We start from the raw sequence: 17971 nt of genomic DNA, 5'->3' as shown, positions 1-17971 counted from the left end.
ATTTGGGGATCGGCGCAGAATGTGTGAAAATCGCGCCATTCGTTCCTTTCGTTAGCCCCAACCCTATGAATGAGATCGTGAAAGGCAGTATCGATTTGATCCGTCAGCTCAACTACGGCCTGGTCTATGCCAGCCTGGAGGAGCACAAGGAGCTGTCCCGTACCGATCTGTCCCGTCTGACCGGCCTGTCGCCGGCCAGCATCACCAAGATCACCCGCGAGCTGCTGGACGGCGGCCTGGTGGTCACCTGCGGCGAGAGCTCGGTGGGGCGTGGCCGTCGCCAGACCCTGCTGCGCATCAACGAGCGCCGCTTCCAGTTTCTCTCCATGCGTCTGGGGCGCGGCTATGTTGACATGGCCCTGTTTGACCTAGCTGGTCACTCCCTGGCACGCCATCGCCATGTCTTCAACGAGGCGGAGCGTGCCGAGCTGCTGGCCAGCCTGGTGCGGGCTATCGAGGGCTTTTTGCCCAAGAAGGCGCTGCGTCTGGCCTGCATCGCCCTCTGCCTGCCCGGCCAGGTGGAGCGCCACTCCGGCATGGTCAAGCATTTTCCCTATTACGATCTGCGCAACTGGCCCCTCGGTCCCACCCTGCAGGAGGCCTTCTCGGTACCCGTGCTGGTGAGCGGCGACGTGCGCACCTGGATCCAGGCCGAGCGGGAGTGGGGCGCCGCCAGGAACTGCTCGGATGCGGTGCTGGTGTTCGTGCACAACGACATCGGGGTCGGCATGGTGGTCAATGGCCAGCTCATCGAGAGCGAGTCGGCTCTGCTCGGGGATCTCAGCCACCTGCAGCTCGAACCCTATGGCCAGCGCTGCTACTGCGGTGGCTTTGGCTGCGCCTGCACCCTGGTGACCAATCAGGCGCTGGAGGCGCAATATCGGGAGCTGCGCGAACGGATGCAGGAGTTCGATCTGCCCGAAAGCGTCACCATCCGCGAGCTGTGCGAGCTGGCGCTGGCTGGCAACAGCCTGTGTCAGGACATCCTGCACCAGGCAGCAGGCCGCCTCTCCCGGGTGCTGGCGAACCTCATCTGCCTGCTCAATCCGGGCAAGCTGCTGCTCGGGGGGGAGATCACCCGGGCCGATCGACTGCTCTTCCCCATGTTGCACCAGTCCCTGGCAAGCCAGTTGCCCGCCGAGTACCTGGTGCGCCTGCAGATTGAATCCACCCACTTCTACGAAGATCCCACCAAACCCACCTCGGTGCAGGTGCACAAGGCCCTGCGCGATGGCAGTCTGCTGCTCGACTTGTTGCGAGGCGACAAGGAGGCATGAGGCTCGGGTTGCAAGGACGCTTCCTGCTCATTCTCTGTCTGGTCAGTCTGTTGCAACTGGTGTTGCTGAGCGGTGCCAGCTACTACTATGTCGCCGAGCAGCGCTACCGTGAGGTGGGGGATCAGGCCCTGGATGTGGCACGGCTGGTGGCGCGGGAGTCCGGCGTCATCGCCGGGGTGAAGCGGGCGGATACGGTCCGCCTCAATGCCCTGGTGGAGCGGATCCGCGCCGAGGTCGGGGCCAGCTACATCGTCATCGGGGACAGGCAGGCACGCCGCCTGGTGCACCCCAATGCGGACCGGATTGGCAAACCCATGGTGGGTGATGATCCCGAGCGTGCCCTGCAGGGGGAGGCCTATATCTCCAGGGCCCAAGGGTCCCTTGGGGTCTCGGTGCGCGGCAAGGGGCCCATCCGGGACGAGATGGGCAAGATCATCGGGGTGGTGTCGGTCGGCTATCTGGTGCGGGACATCGATGCGGATCTGCAGGGCTATTTGCGCTTTGGCCTGGCCATGACATTGCTCATTGTGGTACTCAACAGTGTCGCCGCCGCCTGGCTGGCCCGGCGCTACAAGAAGGCGATTTTCGGCTTTGAACCCGAGCAGATGGGGCGTCTCTATGCGGAGCTCGACTGTACCCTGCGCACGGTGCGCGAGGGGATCCTCACCATCGACGAGCAAGGGCGCCTCACCTCTCTGAACCCCAACGGCATCAAGCTGCTGCGCCTGGACGACACCACTGCCCGGGCCGCCATTGGACAGCCCATCGGTCACCTGCTGCCGGGCAGTCGCATGCTCTCCATCCTGCAAGAGCAGACCCCCCAGTTTGACGAGGAGATCGTGCTCAACGGCCAGTCCCTCATCGTCAACCGGTTGCCGCTGGTGCGCGAGGGCAAGCTGATCGGCGCCGTGTCGAGTTTTCGGCGCAAGGACGAGCTGGCGGAACTCAGTGCCCAGCTCTCCCAGGTGCAGGCCTACAGCGATCTGCTGCGGGTGCAGACCCACGAGCACAACAACCAGCTCGGGACCATCGCCGGCCTCATTGAGCTCGGTGCCACCCGGGAGGCGCTCGCCTTCATCGGGCGGGAGGCGGCCACCGAGCAGACCCTGCTCGGCTTCCTGATGGGGGCCATCGCCAAACCCAAGGTGGCGGGGTTGCTGCTCGGCAAATACCACAGGGCACACGAGCTCGGTCTTGAGCTCGTGATCGATCCCGATGCCCGTCTGCACGACATTCCTGCCCGTGTCAGCGGTTCCCAGCTGGTAACGGTGCTGGGCAACCTCATCGACAACGCCTTCGAGGCGACCCGCCGCCACGGTGCGCCCTATCAGCCCATCCGGGTTTCCCTGAGCGATCTGGGGCAGGATCTGGTGCTGGAGGTGGAAGACGGGGCTGGCGGCATCGACCCGCAGTTGGCGGACAGGTTGTTCGAACAGGGGGTCAGCAGCAAGCCCGAGCCAGGACACGGTATCGGGCTCTCCCTGGTGCGCAAGACCCTGGATGCCCTGCAGGGGGAGATCACCATCGAAGCCACGACGCAGGGAAGTTGCGTCGTCTGTTACATTCCCAAGGAGGTGTGAGTGATCAAGATCCTGATCGTCGAGGATGATCCCGCCATTGCCGAGATCCACCGCCGTTTCGTGCAGCGCCTCCCCGGTTTCGAGGTGCTGGGGGTGGCGTTGACCCTGTTCGATGCCAGGGAGCAGATAGGGATCCTCCGGCCCGATCTGGTGCTGCTGGATGTCTGGTTGCCCGATGGAGAGGGGTTCTCGCTATTGAGAGAGCTGCGCCAGGCGGGGGCGAGTCTGGATGTGATCCTGCTCACCGCGGCGCGGGAAGCCGCTGCCCTGCAGGAGGCGATGCGCCTCGGGGTGGTGGATTTCATCTTGAAGCCCGTGGTGTTCGAGCGGCTGCGCGACACCCTGGAGAAGTACCGTCAGAGCATCGCCGCCCTGGCGGCGTTGGCCGACATCGACCAGCAGGCGGTGGACACCCTGTTCGGTACGCCGTTGCAGCAGGTGGCGGCAGAGGGACTGCCCAAGGGCATCGATGCTCTCACCCTGCAGCGGGTGCTGACGGCCCTGACTCCGGAGGCCGCCAGTGCCGAGGAGATAGGCAGCCGGATAGGGGTGAGCCGGACCACGGCACGCCGCTATCTGGAATTTCTGGTGGGGCAGCAACTGGCGAGCCCCGAGCTCGAATATGGCACCGTCGGGCGGCCGGAGCGGCGTTACAGCAAGCCGTGATCCGGTCGCCCGGAACCTGTTGTCCAGACAAGAAAAGAGCGCCTTTCGGCGCTCTTTTTATCAGGATTTGCTTCCCGTGGGCATCAAGGTCTCTGCGCGTGATGGTCAGGGTTCAGAGGTGGCAGAGGATCATCGATTCAGTGGCTGGTGGCAGGCTCCACCTTGGGGGCCCGGCGAGCCTGCCACCACTGCCAGACGGGCAGCAGCAACATGGTCAGGGTGATCACCGTGAAGGCGAGGGTGATGGGGCGCTCCCACAGGAAGCTCAGGCTGCCGTCGTTGATCACCAGGGCCCGGCGCAGGTTGTCCTCCAGCATGCCTCCCAGGATGAAGCCGAGCAGCATGGGGGCCATGGGGAAGGTGAGCAGGCGCAGGCCGATGGCGATCAGTGCAACGATGGCCATCACATGGATGTCCATGGTGTTGAAGGAGACCAGATAGACCCCGGTCAGGGAGAACAGCAGCACCATGGGGATGAGCACGGGGCGCGGCACCGCCAGTACCCGGGCCAGGTAGGGGATGAGGGGGAGGTTCAGGATCAACAGCACCACGTTGCCCAGATACATGGAGATGATCACCGACCAGAAGACGTCCGGATGCTCCATGAACAGACGTGGGCCCGGCTGGATGCCGTAGGCCACCAGGGCGCCCAGGATGAGGGCCGTGGTGCCGGAGCCCGGGATCCCCAGGGTCAGCAGGGGCACGAAGGAGCCGGTGGAGGCGGCGTTGTTGGCCGCTTCCGGGGCGGCCAGACCGCGCAGGCTGCCCTTGCCGAACTGCTCCTGGCGCTGTTTGCCGGCGATGTTGCGCTCGGCGCCATAGGCCATGAAGGCGGCGATGGTGGCGCCGGCCCCCGGCAGCACGCCGATGAGAAAGCCCAGCACCGAGGAGCGGGCGATGGGGGGCGCTATCTCCCTGACCTCCTCCTTGCTCAGCTTGAGGCTGCCGAGCTGCTGCATCTGCCTGGCTTCTTCCTCGCTGTTGTCCTTGCCGGGGCGCAGCACCGCCATCAGGATCTCCGCGAGGGCGAAGGTGGCCATGGCCAGCAGCAGGAAGGAGAAGCCGTCACGCAGGTCTGGCAGGCCGAAGGTGAACCTGTCTACCCCGACGCTGCGGTCGATGCCGATGGTGGAGATCATGATGCCAAACAGCGCCATGATCAGCGCCTTGAGCACCTGCCCCTTGCCGGCAAAGGCCGCCACGGCGGAGAGCCCCAGCACCATGAGGGCGAAGTAGTCCGCCGACTGGAAGGAGAGGGAGACCTTGGCCAGCAGCGGCGCCGCCACCATCAGCATGATGGCGGAGAGGGTGCCGCCGGTGAAGGAGGCGTAGGCGGCGATGGCCAGCGCCTTGCCCGCCTGTCCCTTGCAGGCCAGTGGATAGCCGTCGAAGGCGGTGACCACGGTGGCGGAGCAGCCGGGGGCGTTGATCAGGATGGAGGAGGTGGAGCCCCCGAAGATGGCGCCGTAATAGACGCCGGCCATCAGGATGATGCCGGAGGAGGGATCCAGGCCATAGGTGATGGGGATCATCAGGGCGATGGCGGTGACGGGGCCCAGGCCCGGCAGCATGCCGATAAAGGTGCCGATGAAGCAGCCAAGCACCACCATCATCAGGTTGACCGGCAGCAGTGCGGTGCCGAGTCCTTGCAAGATTCCGTCTAACATGGTGACTCCTTAGAAACCGAGCAGGGTGAACAGGCGACCCGGCTCCAGATAGACGTTGAGCCCCTTGGTGAGCAGGGCCCAGAAACCGATGGAGAAGGGGACGCTGATCATCAGGCCGTAGCGCAGGCTCGGCTCACCCAGTACCCGGATGCCCACGCTCAGGAAGGCGATGGTCGAGAGCACGAAGCCAAACCAGGTGAGCCCCAGTCCGTAAATGATCATGAGCCCGAGCAGGATGAAGACCCGGCGCCAGTCCCCCTCTTCCCGGCACAGAGGCTCACCCCCGGGAAAGAGCACCAGCAGCAGGGAGAGCAGCGCCCCGATCCCGGCCAGGGCATAGGGCAGGGTACTGGCGGTGAAGGGTTCGTATTCGTCGCCGGGGTAGCCCGGTATCTCGGTGGCGTAATAGCCGTAGGCGAGGGAGAGCAGCAGAAACAGCAGGCCCCCCAGTCGCTCCTTGGTGATGTTCATCTCTTGACTCCAACATGAGCGGCGGGCCTGCGCCCGCCTGCGATGTGACAACGAGGGTTACTTGATGAAGCCGAGCTCGCGCATCAGGCCGCCGATCTGCTGCTCCTGGCCGTCGAGGAAGGCGGTGAACTCGGGACCGGACTTGTAGAGGTTGGTCCAGCTGTTGCGGCTGCGGACCACTTCCCACTCCGGCTTGTCGTACATCTGCTTGAGCAGGGCGGCAAACTCGGCGGACTTTTCCGGGCTGATGGTGGGGGAGGCGAAGTAACCGCGCCAGTTGGCGAAGACGGTGGGATTGTTCTGCTCGCTGAAGGTGGGGATCTGCTCCGCCCCCGGTAGGCGCTTGTCGGAAGTGACCCCGAGGATCCGCATCTGGCCCGACTTGACCGCTTCCATCGCCTCGCCAAAGCCGGTGGAGATGGCCTGGGTCTCCCCGGCCAGCACGGCGGCCATGGCGCTGCCGCCAGCATCGTAGGCGACGTAGCGCAGCTTGCTGGCGTCGGCACCGGCATTCTTGAAGGTCAGGGCGGCGACCAGGTGATCCAGGCTGCCACGGGCTGAGCCACCGGCGATCTTCACCTTGGCCGGGTTCTCCTCGTAGGCGGCCAGCAGTTGGGCCCAGTTCTGATAAGGGGAGTCCGCCTTCACCGCCAGCGCCTGGTAGTCGGCGATGATGGCGGCCACTGGCGTCAGGTCACGGAAGGACTGGGGCAGCTCCTTGGAGAGGGATTTGACGATGATGGGGGTGGAGTTGACCATCAGAGTCTTGTCGGACTGGGCCGAGGTCTCGATGAGGTGGGCGATGGCCTTGGCGCCTCCACCGGCGGACATGTTCTGGTAGGAGACGGTCTTGACCAGACCGGACTTGGCCAGCACTTCACCGGTGCCGCGGGCCGTGGTATCCCAGCCGCCGCCAGCGCCGCCCGGGATCAGGAAGTGGACTTCGTTGATCTGGGCGTGGGCGCCGACGCTCAGTGCGAGCAGGCTACCGATCAGGGTGCGTTTGAGGGTTCCTTGCAACATGGTGCTCTCCTTGTGATTGTTGCAAGAAGGTTAATTAATTATGTCTGATTGGAAAACAATCTGACCGTAATGGCTATTAAGGCTGTTGTGCCCATTGTGTTCATTCTGGTCACGGGCCACAGAAGGATGTGCACAGAGACGAGGCGCCATGGGCGCCTCGTCCGGCAAGGATCACTGGGTCGGTTTCGCCGCCGATGTGCTGACGTCCTCCTTCGCCTCCTGTTTCAGGGCATCGCTCGCCTGCTGGCGCAGGGCCACCTGCTCCATCACCAGCTTGTAGGCGATGTAGTACTTGTAGATGTTGCCCACATAGGTGACCGTCTCGGGGCCGATTTTCTCTGCCGCCACGTACTCGACATTGTGGAACCAGACGTTGGGATCCAGCCCCCGTTTTCTGGCCTCGGTGCGGAGCCGCGCCACCCGGGCGGGGCCGGCATTGTAGGAGGCGAACGAGAAGAGGGCCTTGTCGAGGGCGGTCATGGGCTCGTCCGCATAGTAGTGATCGATCATCCAGCGCATGTATTTGACGCCGCCGTGAATATTGGGCTCGAGCTTGCGGATGTCGCCGACCTTCAGCCCCTTGCCGGTGGCGGGCATGATCTGCATGATGCCGATGGCGCCCACATGGCTGCGGGCCTGGTGGTTGAGGGCGGACTCCTGGTAGCCCTGAGCCGCCATCAGCAGCCAGTCCATGTCATAGCGTTCGCCATATTCACGGAACAGCTCGACCACCTGCAGGAATTTCTTGCGCTCCGCCTCGACGGCGGCGCTTTTGACGAACTTGTTCTGCTTGAGATAACGGGCCAGGATCTCATCCCCCGTCGCCTTGCCGCGCAGCGCCTTTATCTGCTCGTTGAGCATGGCGAGCAACTGGGGGCTCTCCTTGCGCACCGCCCAGGCGATGACGCCCCCTTCCCGGAACACGGGGGTGTCGTGAATGGTGATCCCGGGGAAAATCTTTTGCCAGAAGCGGGCCTTGTGCTCGTCCATGACGATGAAGGGGAGCAGGCCTGCGTTCACCATCTCCACCAGATCTTCATCTTCGAGCACCTCCGAGGCGGGCTGGAGGTCGATGAGGGGCTCTCCCGCCGACTTGCGCGCCTGGTTGTAAGCCATGAGGCTCTCGAAATAGCTCGAGGAGGGGCGCACGTAGATGCGTTTTCCCCCCAGATCGGCGGCGCTTTCCACCTTGGGCGAGTAGGGGCCGGAGACGAGCAGCTCCCGCACGTCTTGCAGCAGGGGATCGGTGAAGGTCACGCCCTGCTCCTTGCGCTTGTCCGTGATGGTGAGATTGGCGGCGGCGATGTCCCCCTTGCCGGCGATGAGGGCGCTCAGCAGGGCTTCCCGGGCCACGGGAATGAAGACGAAGTGCACCTTGAGGTGGCGCTTGATGGCCTTGTCCTTGCGCAGTTGCTCGTTGAGCCGCTTCTCGACCTGGACGAAGGCGTCGTAGGTGGCCCCCCGTTGCACGCCCTTGTTGATGAAGTAGCCGGTCTTGTTGTAGGTCGTCAGTACCCGGATGGAGCGGCGCTCCAGCATGGCGTCAAGGTCGCCCAGCATGGGTTTGGCAAGCTCGTTGCCCTCGAAGCTCAGGGCGCTTTTTTCCGTTTCCTCATTGGTGGCCGCCTGCTTGTCGGATTCGGCCCCCCAGGCTGGCGTCAGGGAGCAGAACAGCCAGATCACGACAATCCATAAGCATTTCATAACGTACACCTCACTCGTTTTATTGAGTGTAAGTGGCGCCTTGCGGGTGATTTAGCTTATTGGGTTTGATAGAGAAGGCCCCATAGCACGATTTCCACTATTCAACCCCCTGGCCGTCTACCCATGAAAAAAGGAGCCCCGAGGCTCCTCTTTTTCTGCGTGTTGCGGGCCCGCCTGGCTAGAACCAGAAGCCGATGATGAAGGAGCCCGCCAGGGTCAGCATCACGTTGGCCACCGCATAGGTGCCGGCGTAACCGAGCGCCGGGATGGAGCTGTTGGCGGCCTCGTTCACCACGTCCATGGCCGGGGCGCAGGTTCGGGCGCCGGTGATGGCGCCGAGCAGCAGGGCGGGGTTCATTTTGAGCACCCAGACCCCGAACAGGTAGCCGACCAGCACCGGCAAGGTGGTGACCAGCATGCCGGAGAAGAGCACCACCATCCCCACCTCGCTCAGGTGATCCAGGATGCCACCCCCCGCCTTGAGGCCGGTGCTCACCATGAAGACGGCAAGGCCGAGATCCTTGGCCAGACGCAGGGCGCCAGGCGGCACATAGCCTACCGTCGGGTGGTTGGCCCGCAGGTAGCCCATCAGGATCCCCGCCAGCAGCAGGCCGACGGCGTTGCCGAGGCCGAACTCGATCTGGCCGAACACCAGGGAGACGGAGCCGATGAGCAGCCCCAGCACGAAGAAGGTGGCAAAGGCCACCAGATCCGTGGTCTGGCTGTGGATGCTGATGAAGCCGATCTTGTTGGCCAGCAGCTTGACCCGCTGCTTCTCGCCGCTGATCTGCAGCACGTCACCCTTTTGCAGCATGATATTGCGATCGAACGGCATCTCGATCTGGGAGCGCACCACCCGGTTCAGGAAGCACCCCTTCTCGGTGAGGTTGAGCTCCACCAGGTGGCGACCCACCACGGCATCGTTCTTCACCACGATCTCTTCGGTGACGATCTGGAGGTCAAGCAGGTTGCGATCGAACACCTCTTTGCCGTTGCGGTAGTTGACGTCGAGCTTCTCGTGGCTCTCGGGGTAGCCCACCAGAGCTATCTCGTCCCCTTCCTGAATGACGGCATCACCGTCGGGGCTCGCCAGGATGCCGTTGCGGCGAATGCGCTCCACATAGCAGCCGGTGTGGGGATAGATGCCGGTCTCCCGCAGGGTACGCCCCCCGATCCAGGCGGCGAGCTCTGGGCCGACCCGATAGGCGCGGATGATGGGCAGATAGGTCTTGCGGCTCTCGCTGTCGGAGAGCCCCCGCTCGCGCGCAATCTTCTGCGCTTCGGTATTGAGATCCAGCCTGGCCAGGGAGGGGAGGTAGCGCACCACCAGCATCAGCCCCACCAGCCCCACCAGGTAGGTCAGGGCGTAGCCGATGCCCATGTTGTCCAGCACCGACTGCATGTCGGTCTGGTGGGGCAGGTTGAGCAATCCGCTTCGCAGGGCGTCCTGCGCCCCCACCAGGGCCGGCGTGGAGGTGAGGGAACCTGCCAGAATGCCGGCGGCCATGCCGGGCCCCAGATTAAAGAACTTGGCGAGCCCCACGGTCAGCAGCAGGGCCGACAGCAGGATCACCAGGGTCAGGGTGATGTAGTGGATGCCGTCGCGAAGGAAGACGCTGAAAAAGTGCGGCCCCGCTTCAATTCCCACACAGAAGATGAACAGCATGAAGCCGACGTTTTCAGTGGAGGTGGAAAACTGGAATCCCATCTGGCCAAACAGCAGGGCGGTGAAGAGCACGCCTATGGTGTTGCCTATCTGGAAGTTGCCGATGCGTACCTTGCCCAGCAGCAGCCCGAAGGCTAGTACCACGAACAGCAGCAGGGAGTCGCTTTGATGTAGCAGTGTCACGAAATCTATGGTCATGCCCGGAAAAACCGAGGATAAAAGTGAGGCCGATATTGTGCCGGATCCTGTATCAAGAAAGAAGCGCCAAAGCGGATTAACAGCCAGTTAAGTGCTGGTCTCTTCGATGAAGATAGGGATGCGAGGGGGGGCTGGGGAAAACACCTCTATTTTACGCTGCAAGGCCCGCTGTCAATGAGTGAAATATGCTGTCGAGCAGAGAGGGGATGACGCTCTGTGGACAATTTATTACCTGCTGCATGGGGAGCAAACGGGCATGTTTTTCAGCATTTTCCACTGAGGAAATTGAAGGGTAACAAAAGAGACTCATGACTCATCCGGCGAGGGCTGACCCGTAGGACGCGGCATAGCGAAAAAAAATCCCCCACAGGCAGCACCGCGAGTCGATTCATCCCATTTAGGGGGGAAGGGAAAAACAGCAGAAAATGGGGAAGAGCGGGGGCAGCCATCGCAAACCGGGGACAATGGCTGCCAGCCCAGATGAACCGTGGCTTTGGTCAAGTTACCCACAGAAACTGTGGATAACCCTGTTTATGAAACTTGGCGATCAGGCTGAAAGCCGCGCCAATACTGGGCTGCAAGGACTGTTCAAAAAATACCTGCAATAAATTGTTTCTATAAAAATCAAATAGTTATGCGCAGCAGAACAAAACGCTGCTGGTCAGTAACGGGATATCAAAAGGGAGTCAGGCCGCAGGGGAGGGCTTGTGCATTAAAATTGGAAGAGGAAAGCACTAAAGTGGATAACTTGCACCGAGATGGTGAGGAATTGGCTCCCCCGACTGGACTTGAACCAGTGACATACGGATTAACAGTCCGCCGTTCTACCGACTGAACTACGGGGGAACATCAGGCAAGGAGGTGCATCATACAGAGGTCGTATTTCAGGGTCAATAGCCATCAGGGAGGGTGAGCGGATACCCAGCTCCTTCAACTCGGGGTACACTGCTCCCTTGCCGTTTTTTGCCGGGAGTCGTCATGAGCAAGTTATTCCAGTTGGCCAGCCAGTTTCAACCCGCCGGGGATCAGCCGAGGGCCATCGCCCAGCTGCTCGATGGCATCGAGTCGGGACTGGCCCACCAGACCCTGCTCGGGGTGACCGGTTCGGGCAAGACCTTTACCATGGCCAACGTCATCGCGACTCTTAATCGTCCCACCATGATCCTGGCCCCCAACAAGACCCTGGCGGCCCAGCTCTATGGGGAGATGAAGGAGTTCTTCCCCGACAACGCGGTGGAGTATTTCGTCTCTTATTACGATTACTACCAGCCCGAAGCCTATGTGCCGACCACGGACACCTTCATCGAGAAGGATGCCTCCATCAACGATCACATCGAGCAGATGCGGCTGTCAGCCACCAAGGCGCTGCTGGAGCGGCGCGACGTGGTGATCGTCGCCTCGGTATCGGCCATCTATGGTCTGGGGGATCCCCAGGCCTACCTCAGCATGATGCTGCACCTCAAAGTGGGGGACGTGATCAATCAGCGGGATATCCTGCGCCGCCTCGCCGAACTGCAGTACACCCGCAACGACATGGCCTTCCAGCGCGGCACCTTCCGGGTGCGGGGGGAGGTGATCGACATCTACCCCGCCGAATCGGACAAGCTGGCCCTGCGGGTGGAGCTGTTTGATGAAGAGGTAGAACGCCTCTCCCTGTTCGATCCCTTGACCGGCGCCATCGAGCAGACGGTGGTGCGTTACACCATCTACCCCAAGACCCACTACGCCACCCCGCGGGAGACCATTCTGGGTGCCATCGAGCACATCAAGGAGGAGCTCAAGGGGCGGCGCGAGCAGCTGATGAACCTCAACAAGCTGGTGGAGGAGCAGCGCATCAGCCAACGCACCCAGTTCGACATGGAGATGATGCAGGAGCTGGGTTACTGCTCCGGTATAGAGAACTACAGCCGCTACCTCTCCGGCCGCGCACCGGGTGAGCCGCCGCCCACCCTGTTTGACTACCTGCCGGGGGACGGCCTGCTCATCATCGACGAATCCCACGTCACGGTGCCGCAGATCGGCGCCATGTTCAAAGGGGACAGATCCCGCAAGGAGACCCTGGTGGAGTACGGCTTCCGCCTTCCATCGGCGCTGGACAACCGGCCCCTCAAGTTCGACGAGTTCGAGGCGCTGATGCCCCAGACGGTGTTCGTCTCGGCGACCCCCGGCCCCTACGAGCTGGAGAAGTCAGGCGGTGACGTGGTGCAGCAGGTGGTGCGTCCCACCGGCCTGCTCGATCCTGAGGTGGAAGTGCGGCCGGTCAGCACCCAGGTGGACGATCTGCTCTCCGAGATCCGCAAGCGGGTGGCGGTGGAGGAGCGGGTGCTGGTCACGACACTGACCAAGCGGATGGCGGAGGACTTGACCGAATACCTGGCGGATCACGAGGTACGGGTGCGCTATCTGCACTCGGATATTGATACCGTGGAGCGGGTGGAAATCATCCGCGACCTGCGCCTTGGCAAGTTCGACGTCTTGGTGGGCATCAACCTGCTGCGCGAAGGACTCGACATGCCGGAAGTCTCCCTGGTGGGCATTCTGGATGCGGATAAAGAGGGCTTCCTGCGTTCCACCCGCTCCCTCATCCAGACCATCGGCCGGGCAGCGCGCAACCTCAACGGCAAGGTGATCCTTTACGGGGATACCATCACCAACTCCATGAAGGTTGCGATCGAAGAGACCGAGCGGCGCCGCGCCCTGCAACACGCCCACAACCTGGAACACGGCATCGTGCCGAAGGGGCTCAACAAGGCCATCGGCGATGTGATGGACATGGGGGGCAGCCGCACGGCGGGCAAGGCGGGCAAGGGGAGTCGCAAGGCTGCCGAACCGCAAGGGGAGTACCATGCCCGCTCTGCCAGCGAGATCAGCAAGGAGATCAAGCGGATGGAAGAGCAGATGTTCCAGCATGCGCGGGATCTGGAGTTCGAACAGGCGGCGGCGCTGCGGGATCAGATCCAGCGGCTGCGCGGCGAGCTGATCGAGTCATGAGCACCAGACGCTGGCTCATCTGGCGGCGTTTGCGCCGCCTCTATCAAGGCTTTCGCCACCCAGGCACGCCCTGGTGGGCGAAGGGGCTGGTGATCCTTATTCTGCTCTATGGCATCAGCCCGGTGGACGTTGTCCCCGATGTGGTGCCTCTCCTTGGCTGGCTCGACGACGCTACCTTGTTGCTGCTCCTCTTGTGGGGCTGGGAGAAATGCTTGCCCGGCGAGGTGCTTGCCGCTCTGGACAAGGCCGAGTGAGCAGAAGCCTACGTTCAGGGAGAGGGGAAAAGAAGGGGGGACTGAATGACTCCCTTCATGGGATTCGAAAAAGGGGACCATGGGGAGATTGTGAGCCAGGTCTCATTGGCGTAGACTCCACGCCGTTCACTTCATGGGTACCAAAAAATGGATCTGATCCTCTTTGCCATCGACTTTATTCTGCACGTTGACGTGCATCTGAAAGAGCTGTTCGAGAACTATGGCGTCTGGGTATACGCCATCCTGTTTCTCATCATCTTCTGTGAAACCGGGCTGGTGGTGACTCCCTTCCTGCCGGGGGACTCCCTGTTGTTTGCTGCAGGTGCCCTCACCGTGGGCAGCGTGTTGGACGTGCACACCCTAGCCGCCGTGCTGATCATCGCCGCGGTGCTCGGCAACGTGGTGAACTACACCATAGGCCACTTCTTCGGTGAGCAGCTGTTTCGCAACCCCGATTCCAAAATCTTTCGCCGGGACTATCTGGTCAAGACCCATGCCTTCTATGCCAAGCATGGCGGCAAGACCATCATCATCACCCGCTTCCTGCCCATAGTGCGCACCTTCGCCCCCTTCGTGGCGGGCATGGGGGCCATGACCTATCCCCGCTTCCTGGCGTTCAACCTGGTGGGGGGGCTCTTGTGGGTGCTCTCCTTCGTCTATGCCGGCCACTTCTTTGGCAATCTGCCGGTAGTGCGCCACAACTTTACCCTGCTCATCTTCGGCATCATCGCGGTCTCCTTGTTGCCCATGGTGATCGGCATGGTGAAGGCCAGGAGAAGTGCCAGCAAGGCTACCTCCGAAGGCGCGTGACATCGCCGTGCACGACATGAAAGAAGGGAGCCGATGGCTCCCTTCTTGTTGGTAGGCCGAGTGGCAGGTCGCTGCTGCGCCCTTTGACCCGCTTGTGGCCTGTTACGATGATGCACACCCGCAGGCAGCCACTTCATTGGCAGAACAGGGAGAAGGAGATCCGGCCCTCTGGGCATGGGGTCGTGAGGCGATAAAGAGGAAATAAAAAGGGAGCCATGGGCTCCCTTCTTAGGGTCGAGTGACGAACTAGTTGCAGCAGCGCCCTTTTATCAGGTTGCCAGCAGCCACGATGACGAACACCAGCAGATAGGCGGCAAAGATGACCACGAGCCACTGCGGCATGGAGAAACCGAGGAACTGCCAGCTGATCTCGCTGCAGTCGCCGTCCGGGTAGAACATCCAGGGAACCCACTTATCCAGTGGTGCCCAGGCAGGGAAGTCAACAAATCCCTCGCATACGTTGAAGGGGGAGGGGTTCATCTGGTAATCCACATGCTTGAGCGCCAGTTTCAGGCCCCAGAAGGCGCTGTAACCCCACAGGAGCATGGCACTCCAGCGCAGGTACCAGCGCTCTGGCGCGACCATGCCGAGGAGGCCGGCCGTGAGTACGCCGAGGAGGGCGATACGTTCATAAATGCACATCACGCAAGGGTGCAAACCCAACACGTGCTGGAAGAAGAGGGCGCAGAGTTCCAGCGCGAAAGCGGAGGCTGCCAGCAATCCCCAGGCCAGACGATGACTGGCAATGCGGCGAAGATACTCGATCATCTGATTGATCTCTCAGAGAAAAATAGTGGCTTAATTAGAGCAGAGCCCCATCTGAAAAGAAAGGGGCCGAACAGCCCCTTTCATGATCAGTGTGTGGACGGGGTGGGCAGTGGCAGTGCCCCATGATCCAGCAACCACCCTGCCTGATAGAACCATTCGGTTGCAGGACCGAGGAGCAGTTCCACGGAGAAGAAGCCGACAAGCCCCAGCACCAGGGTATAGGGCAGCGCCATCCAGACCATGCGGCCATAAGAGAGGCGCAGCAGGGGAGCGAGGGCCGAGGTGAGCATGAACAGGAATGCGGCCTGGCCATTGGGGGTGGCGACCGACGGCAGGTTGGTGCCGGTGTTGATGGCCACGGCCAGCAGATCAAAATGCTCGCGGCTGATGGCGCCGTTGATCAGGGCGGTCTTCACCTCGTTGATGTAGACGGTGCCGACGAAGACGTTGTCACTGACCATGGAGAGCAGACCGTTTGCCAGGTAGAAGAGGGCAAGCTGATCCTCCGGCTTGGCCGCCAGTACCCACTGGATCACCGGCTTGAACAGCTGTTGATCGATGATGACCGCCACCACGCTGAAAAAGACGGTGAGCAGGGCGGTGAACGGCAAAGCCTCCTGGAATGCCTTGCCAAGCGCGTGTTCTTCAGTCACGCCGGTGAACGCCGTCGCGAGCACGATGACCGTCAGGCCGATCAGCCCAACTGCAGCCAGATGGAGGGCAAGACCCGTGATAAGCCAGGTGGCAATCAGCGCCTGGACGATCAGCTTGGCCTTGTCCTGCGGGGTACGTTGTGCGTCTTCGTCTCGCTCGTAGGATTCCATGATGTGACGCACGGGCTCGGGCAAGCGGGCGCCATAACCGAACCAGCGGAATTTTTCGACCAGGATGCAGGTCAGCAGGCCACAGATGAAGACCGGGATGGTGACTGGCGCCATGCGAATGGCAAATTCACCGAAGTGCCACCCCGCCTGTTCACCGATGATGAGGTTCTGGGGTTCGCCGACCAGGGTGCAGACGCCCCCCAGGGCGGTACCGATGGCGGCGTGCATCATCAGGCTGCGCAGGAAGGCACGAAATTCGTTCAGATGCTGGCGGGAGAGCTCGTCAATCTCTTCGTCATCATGATGCAGATTGCCGGACTCATCCCGGGAGGCCACCTTGTGGTAGATAGCGTAGAAGCCGGTTGCGACGCTGATGACCACGGCGATCACGGTCAGGGCATCAAGGAACGCGGAGAGGAATGCAGACACCAGGCAGAAGGCGAGAGAAAGCAACGTTTTGGAGTGGATGCGCACCAGCATCTTGGTAAAGACGTAGAGCAGCAACTGCTTCATGAAGTAGATGCCGGCCACCATGAAGACCAGCAGCAGAAGCACTTCGATATTGGCCACCAGCTCATGTTTTATCTGGTTGGCGGAGGTCATGCCGATGAGCACGGCTTCGATGGCCAGGAGTCCGCCCGGTTGCAGCGGATAGCACTTGAGGGCCATGGCCAGGGTGAAAATAAACTCGACAACCAGCAGCCAGCCGGCCAGGAAGGGATCAACGTAGAAAATGATCGGGTTGATCAGCAGGAATAGAACGATGGCAATTTTGTACCATCGCGGAGCATTGCCCAAAAAGTTCTTTGTAAACGCGCGCCCTAGGCTGATTGGCATAATGATGGTTCTCTGTTCTGTTGTTGATATCTGCGTCTATGCAGTCGAGCCCGACCCGAGCCGAACATCCGGATATTCACCTGTATCAGATTGATTGCACATGATTTTAATCAAGGGAGCGATAACTATAAATAAGGTCGCTGAACTTGCCCAGCGAGCAAACGCTTATATTCCCATCATTTGGTGTTGGTTGACTCCTCACTTGTCGCCGCATACATATTTTTAACAAAAAGATCGGGGTAATGTGAGCAGAGGACCGACCTTCTGCTTGCCAGCATGACCGGCTTTGCTATTATTCGGGGGCCTTTTTACGCACTACAACAGAGTCATTACATGGTCATTAAAGCGCAAAGCCCTGCCGGGTTTGCCGAGGAATACATCATCGAGTCCATCTGGAACAATCGCTTTCCTCCTGGATCCATTCTACCGGCGGAGCGCGAGCTGTCCGAATTGATCGGCGTGACTCGCACTACCTTGCGTGAAGTGTTGCAGCGCCTTGCCCGTGATGGCTGGCTCACCATCCAGCATGGCAAACCGACCAAGGTCAACAATTTCTGGGAAACCTCCGGTCTCAACATTCTGGAGACACTGGCACGTCTCGATCAGGACAAGGTGCCGGATCTGGTGGCACAGCTGCTCTCCGCCCGGACCAACATCTGCACCATCTTCATCCGTGGCGCCATTCGCAACAACCCGGAACAGGCCGCCGAGATCTTGCGGGGTGCCGATGATGTGGAGAACACGGCCGAGGCCTATGCGGACTTCGACTACCGTTTGCATCACCAGCTTTCATTTGCCTCGGGCAACCCCATCTATGCCTTGATTCTCAACGGTTTCAAGGGCTTATATAGCCGGGTTGGCCGCTACTACTTCTCGGACAAACAGGCGCGGGAAACCGCAGATGCCTACTACAAGACGCTGCGCAAGCTGGCCGAAACTAAGGATCACGAAGCCGTGTTCATGACGGTACGCCAGTACGGCATCGAGTCTGGCAAGCTTTGGACCCGTCTGCGTCAGGACATGCCAAGCAACCTGTGTGACAACTGATTGCCCTGATCCAAGAAAAACGCGCCTGATGGCGCGTTTTTTTTGGTTCATCGCGGCTTTCCGGGGAAGGCCGCCTTGATTTTCAGAAAAAAGTATTCTGAGTCCCTAAATCCATATGCCATGCGCTTTATCACTTTGATCTTGTTGTTCACCCCTTCCAGCACACTCGTGTGCATCGGGTAGTTTGC

15 protein-coding genes and 1 tRNA gene are annotated in these 17971 nt (G+C 61.2%); 7 read left to right on the top strand and 9 right to left on the bottom strand.

Annotated elements, in window-relative coordinates; all coding sequences use genetic code 11:
* The first annotated feature begins 65 nt into the window (after positions 1 to 65).
* Genes J9893_RS17705 through J9893_RS17695 form a run of 3 tightly spaced genes read left to right on the top strand, consistent with a single transcriptional unit; the run spans position 66 to position 3523 of the window.
* Positions 66 to 1277, top strand: coding sequence for an ROK family transcriptional regulator (locus J9893_RS17705; protein ID WP_029314606.1), 1212 nt, complete (start codon positions 66 to 68; stop codon positions 1275 to 1277).
* Complete coding sequence (locus tag J9893_RS17700) at positions 1274 to 2857, top strand: sensor histidine kinase (RefSeq protein ID WP_201985394.1); 1584 nt, start codon at positions 1274 to 1276, stop codon at positions 2855 to 2857. Before J9893_RS17705 ends, J9893_RS17700 begins: the two co-directional genes overlap by 4 nt.
* The gene (locus tag J9893_RS17695; RefSeq protein WP_201996949.1) at positions 2858 to 3523 is read left to right on the top strand and encodes a response regulator; all 666 of its coding nucleotides are present in this window, start codon (positions 2858 to 2860) and stop codon (positions 3521 to 3523) included. It begins immediately after the preceding gene.
* Between the two features lie 137 nt (positions 3524 to 3660).
* On the opposite strand, the gene J9893_RS17690 is transcribed toward J9893_RS17695, so the two are convergent.
* From J9893_RS17690 to J9893_RS17665, 6 genes are all read right to left on the bottom strand, one after another.
* The gene (locus tag J9893_RS17690; RefSeq protein ID WP_201985397.1) at positions 3661 to 5190 is read right to left on the bottom strand and encodes a tripartite tricarboxylate transporter permease; all 1530 of its coding nucleotides are present in this window, start codon (positions 5188 to 5190) and stop codon (positions 3661 to 3663) included.
* Between the two features lie 9 nt (positions 5191 to 5199).
* Positions 5200 to 5661: a tripartite tricarboxylate transporter TctB family protein gene (locus tag J9893_RS17685; protein WP_201985399.1), complete on the bottom strand. Its 462-nt coding sequence runs from the start codon at positions 5659 to 5661 to the stop codon at positions 5200 to 5202.
* 57 nt (positions 5662 to 5718) lie between these two features.
* Positions 5719 to 6684, bottom strand: coding sequence for a tripartite tricarboxylate transporter substrate-binding protein (locus tag J9893_RS17680; protein WP_201985400.1), 966 nt, complete (start codon positions 6682 to 6684; stop codon positions 5719 to 5721).
* A 171-nt stretch (positions 6685 to 6855) separates the two neighbouring features.
* Positions 6856 to 8388: a lytic transglycosylase F gene (locus J9893_RS17675; RefSeq protein WP_201985402.1), complete on the bottom strand. Its 1533-nt coding sequence runs from the start codon at positions 8386 to 8388 to the stop codon at positions 6856 to 6858.
* A 178-nt stretch (positions 8389 to 8566) separates the two neighbouring features.
* Positions 8567 to 10252 (bottom strand): aspartate:alanine antiporter, encoded by a 1686-nt coding sequence (locus J9893_RS17670; protein WP_029314601.1) that lies wholly within the window; start codon positions 10250 to 10252, stop codon positions 8567 to 8569.
* 770 nt (positions 10253 to 11022) lie between these two features.
* Positions 11023 to 11098 (bottom strand) — tRNA-Asn (locus tag J9893_RS17665).
* Between the two features lie 132 nt (positions 11099 to 11230).
* Here J9893_RS17665 and uvrB point away from each other — a divergent pair.
* From uvrB to J9893_RS17650, 3 genes are all read left to right on the top strand, one after another.
* Positions 11231 to 13243 carry an excinuclease ABC subunit UvrB gene (gene uvrB, locus J9893_RS17660; protein ID WP_210599942.1) on the top strand — a complete coding sequence of 671 codons (2013 nt, stop codon included), beginning with the start codon at positions 11231 to 11233 and terminating at the stop codon, positions 13241 to 13243.
* The gene (locus J9893_RS17655) at positions 13240 to 13497 is read left to right on the top strand and encodes a DUF1232 domain-containing protein (RefSeq protein WP_041215068.1); all 258 of its coding nucleotides are present in this window, start codon (positions 13240 to 13242) and stop codon (positions 13495 to 13497) included. The genes uvrB and J9893_RS17655 overlap by 4 nt, the downstream gene beginning before the upstream one ends.
* A gap of 147 nt (positions 13498 to 13644) precedes the next feature.
* Entirely contained in the window at positions 13645 to 14307 is a 663-nt protein-coding gene (locus J9893_RS17650) for a DedA family protein (protein ID WP_010674909.1), read from the top strand.
* 246 nt (positions 14308 to 14553) lie between these two features.
* Here J9893_RS17650 and dsbB read toward each other — a convergent pair whose 3' ends face one another.
* Both dsbB and nhaB read right to left on the bottom strand, forming a co-directional pair.
* Entirely contained in the window at positions 14554 to 15075 is a 522-nt protein-coding gene (gene dsbB / locus J9893_RS17645) for a disulfide bond formation protein DsbB (RefSeq protein WP_010674908.1), read from the bottom strand.
* Positions 15076 to 15161: 86 nt separating this feature from the next.
* On the bottom strand, positions 15162 to 16736 hold the full coding sequence (gene nhaB / locus J9893_RS17640) for a Na(+)/H(+) antiporter NhaB (RefSeq protein ID WP_010674907.1): 1575 nt from the start codon (positions 16734 to 16736) through the stop codon (positions 15162 to 15164).
* Between the two features lie 333 nt (positions 16737 to 17069).
* On the opposite strand from nhaB, the gene fadR reads away from it, so the two are divergent.
* Positions 17070 to 17783 carry a fatty acid metabolism transcriptional regulator FadR gene (fadR, locus tag J9893_RS17635; protein ID WP_010674906.1) on the top strand — a complete coding sequence of 238 codons (714 nt, stop codon included), beginning with the start codon at positions 17070 to 17072 and terminating at the stop codon, positions 17781 to 17783.
* Positions 17784 to 17830: 47 nt separating this feature from the next.
* Here fadR and J9893_RS17630 read toward each other — a convergent pair.
* Positions 17831 to 17971, bottom strand: a 141-nt coding sequence (locus tag J9893_RS17630) for a transposase (protein ID WP_210537842.1), incomplete at its 5' end; no start/stop codon positions are given.

The organism is Aeromonas sp. MaB10011B, from assembly GCF_017939325.1.
GTDB lineage: Bacteria > Pseudomonadota > Gammaproteobacteria > Enterobacterales > Aeromonadaceae > Aeromonas > Aeromonas caviae.
The sequence above is the reverse complement of the archived record's forward strand: the minus strand, read 5'-3'. Positions and strand labels throughout refer to the sequence as shown.

Excerpts from the sequence above, each read along its gene's own strand:
- J9893_RS17680 (WP_201985400.1), bottom strand. The coding sequence starts at position 6,684 with ATGTTGCAAGGAACCCTCAAACGCACCCTGATCGGTAGCCTGCTCGCA.
- J9893_RS17670 (WP_029314601.1), bottom strand. The coding sequence starts at position 10,252 with ATGACCATAGATTTCGTGACACTGCTACATCAAAGCGACTCCCTGCTG.
- nhaB (WP_010674907.1), bottom strand. The coding sequence starts at position 16,736 with ATGCCAATCAGCCTAGGGCGCGCGTTTACAAAGAACTTTTTGGGCAAT.
- uvrB (WP_210599942.1), top strand. The coding sequence starts at position 11,231 with ATGAGCAAGTTATTCCAGTTGGCCAGCCAGTTTCAACCCGCCGGGGAT.
- J9893_RS17685 (WP_201985399.1), bottom strand. The coding sequence starts at position 5,661 with ATGAACATCACCAAGGAGCGACTGGGGGGCCTGCTGTTTCTGCTGCTC.
- J9893_RS17650 (WP_010674909.1), top strand. The coding sequence starts at position 13,645 with ATGGATCTGATCCTCTTTGCCATCGACTTTATTCTGCACGTTGACGTG.
- dsbB (WP_010674908.1), bottom strand. The coding sequence starts at position 15,075 with ATGATCGAGTATCTTCGCCGCATTGCCAGTCATCGTCTGGCCTGGGGA.
- J9893_RS17690 (WP_201985397.1), bottom strand. The coding sequence starts at position 5,190 with ATGTTAGACGGAATCTTGCAAGGACTCGGCACCGCACTGCTGCCGGTC.
- J9893_RS17655 (WP_041215068.1), top strand. The coding sequence starts at position 13,240 with ATGAGCACCAGACGCTGGCTCATCTGGCGGCGTTTGCGCCGCCTCTAT.
- J9893_RS17700 (WP_201985394.1), top strand. The coding sequence starts at position 1,274 with ATGAGGCTCGGGTTGCAAGGACGCTTCCTGCTCATTCTCTGTCTGGTC.
- J9893_RS17675 (WP_201985402.1), bottom strand. The coding sequence starts at position 8,388 with ATGAAATGCTTATGGATTGTCGTGATCTGGCTGTTCTGCTCCCTGACG.
- fadR (WP_010674906.1), top strand. The coding sequence starts at position 17,070 with ATGGTCATTAAAGCGCAAAGCCCTGCCGGGTTTGCCGAGGAATACATC.
- J9893_RS17705 (WP_029314606.1), top strand. The coding sequence starts at position 66 with ATGAATGAGATCGTGAAAGGCAGTATCGATTTGATCCGTCAGCTCAAC.